We start from the raw sequence: 2,204 nt of genomic DNA, 5'->3' as shown, positions 1-2,204 counted from the left end.
GTCCGGAGGGGGCGGGGGGCGCGGCGGGTCCCGCGGGGCCCGGGCCGCCCTGCTGGCTGCTGGAGGAGGCGAGCGTACGGCTGCGGACCCGGTACAGACCGGTGTCGAGGTCGTCCGCCTTCTCCAGGTGGACCTTGATGGGGCCCATGAAGGTGTAGCGCTGCTGCTTGGCGTAGTCGCGCACCATCCCGGCGAGCTCGTCGCCGAGCTGGCCGGAGTAGGGGCTGAGGCGCTCGAAGTCGGGCGTGCTCAGCTCGACGATGAAGTCATTGGGCACGACGGTGCGGTCGCGGTTCCAGATGGTCGCGTTGTTGTCGCACTCGCGCTGGAGCGCTCCTGCGATCTCCACGGGCTGCACCTCGGACTTGAACACCTTCGCGAAGGTGCCGTTGACCAGACCTTCGAGACGCTGCTCGAACTTCTTCAGGACTCCCATGGGGCACCTCCTCCGTCGCTGCCGTCCTGTCCACTGCCTTGCGTACTGCTGCCTTGCGTACTGCTCGTCGTGCCGCTTGTCGTGCCGCGTGTCCGCGCACTGTCCACCTGGTACTGCTTACTGATCGTATCCACGCGCCGGTCGATCGGCTGGTTCCCCCTGTCGGCCCCGTCGACGGGTGTCGACGCCTCTCGGAGTTCCCGCTGGAGCTCCTCTTCGAACTCCCCCGGCTGTTCGAAGCTGCTCCCGCAGGTCCTCATGCCCAGGATCGTAGAGGCGGCCGTGGACCAGTGTCCCGCACCTGACTGTGGACCCCTACCGGCTCCTGGGGAGACGGCTGGGACCGGTACGAGGTTGATACGTGAACGGGTACGGGCCGGTACGAGTGCCCGGCGGGCCCCGGAAGGGGCCGTCCACCGGCGAACAAGGGATGTGAATCGACCCCGTACAGCGTGCTAATGTTCTGGATGTCGGAAGGCGCCGGGCCGAAAGGAACGGAGCCCGAGGACACACCCAATGCGCGGGTGGCGGAATAGGCAGACGCGCTGGATTCAGGTTCCAGTGCCCGAAAGGGCGTGGGGGTTCAACTCCCCCCTCGCGCACCAGCCGAAAGCCCCCCAGGTCCCAGACCTGGGGGGCTTTCGCATGCTCGGCCACGGGGTGCTGTGAGGAAGGTCTCACGGGGGCGGGGTCATTCGCGGTGCCACAGAGCGGGCACGTTGGGCGGCTCCCAGCCGGTCATGGACGTGTGGCCCTGGAGGCAGCGGTACGCGGCGGAGCCGTACGTCACGCGGTCGCCGGCGGCGTAGGCGCGGCCGGGGGCCCAGGTGCCGCCCGGCGGGTCGGTGGGCGGGTCGGTGGGGGTGCCCGGGCCGGGGTCGCCGTCCACGTTCAGCACGAAGTCGAAGGTGCCCTCCTTGCCGCCGCCCACGGTGCGGACGTTCATGAGCAGCGCCGGGTCGAAGAGGGTGTCCGTGCTGTTGCGCGGCTCGCCGGGGAAGTACAGCTGGGTGGTCAGCACGGGCTCGCCGGGCGCCTGCGCCTTGACGTGGATGTGCCGGGTGCGGCCCGGGTAGAGCCCGGGGACGATCGTGCGCAGGGTGAAGGCGCCGGTGGAGTCGGTGAACTGGTGGCCGCGGAAGGTGTAGCCGGCCATGTCGTAGGCGCCCGCGTTGTCGGCCTGCCAGAAGTCGAGCAGGACGCCGGGCAGGGGGACGCAGTTGCGGCCGAAGACGTAGCCGCTGACGGTCAGCCGGGTGCCGGCGGTGCCCGCGGTGACCAGGTCGGTGCGCAGCGGGGAGTTGGGCTTGAAGTACGGGCCCTCGATCTGGTCGGGCGTGGGGTCGTCGCCGTCGTCGCAGAAGGGCGTCGGCGTCAGGGCCGTGCCCGGGGCGCCGGCGGAGTCCCGGGCGAGGGCGACGGCGCCGGTGGCGAGCAGCGGGACGGCGGCTCCGGCGGCGACGGCCGCCCTGAGCAGGGTCTTGCGGCTGATGCCGGGCTCGGCGCCCGGATCGTCGGGGGTGGTGGGTGTCATGGCGGGCTCCTCGGGCTCCTCGGTCTTCGCGGTGGGGGGCAGCCCCTGGGGAAGCTGGGCGGGATGTGCATGACACGGAGCGCGGCCCCCGGGCGCGGGGCAGGCAGTGTCCCGAGGGACGCGCTCCCGTGGTGATCGCCGAAACGGTAAGGCGCGCGGGCGTGCCGCGGGGACCTCCTGTTCCGCCCTCTGCCTGGCGTTATGGGGGGTGGGGGCGGTCGGTGGGGCGGGGGT

At 71.4% G+C, this 2,204-nt stretch carries 2 protein-coding genes and 1 tRNA gene; 1 reads left to right on the top strand and 2 read right to left on the bottom strand.

Annotation, left to right across the window (positions count from 1 at the left end; translation table 11 throughout):
* On the bottom strand, positions 1–436 hold a 436-nt coding region (locus GTW67_RS33630; protein ID WP_161168518.1), incomplete at its 3' end, for a DUF3662 domain-containing protein.
* Positions 437–954: 518 nt separating this feature from the next.
* Between GTW67_RS33630 and GTW67_RS33625 the strand changes: the two genes are divergently transcribed.
* Positions 955–1,041: transfer RNA gene (locus GTW67_RS33625), tRNA-Leu, on the top strand.
* An 86-nt stretch (positions 1,042–1,127) separates the two neighbouring features.
* Here the strand turns inward: GTW67_RS33625 and GTW67_RS33620 are convergent.
* Entirely contained in the window at positions 1,128–1,970 is an 843-nt protein-coding gene (locus tag GTW67_RS33620; protein ID WP_161168517.1) for a dioxygenase family protein, read from the bottom strand.
* Positions 1,971–2,204: the final 234 nt, after the last annotated feature.

Origin of the sequence: Streptomyces sp. SID5910 (genome assembly GCF_009862125.1) — a bacterium.
Lineage (GTDB): Bacteria > Actinomycetota > Actinomycetes > Streptomycetales > Streptomycetaceae > Streptomyces.
This window is presented reverse-complemented; position numbering and strand designations above follow the sequence as displayed.

Coding starts and splice junctions, on each gene's coding strand:
- GTW67_RS33620 (WP_161168517.1), bottom strand. CDS start 1,970: ATGACACCCACCACCCCCGACGATCCGGGCGCCGAGCCCGGCATCAGC.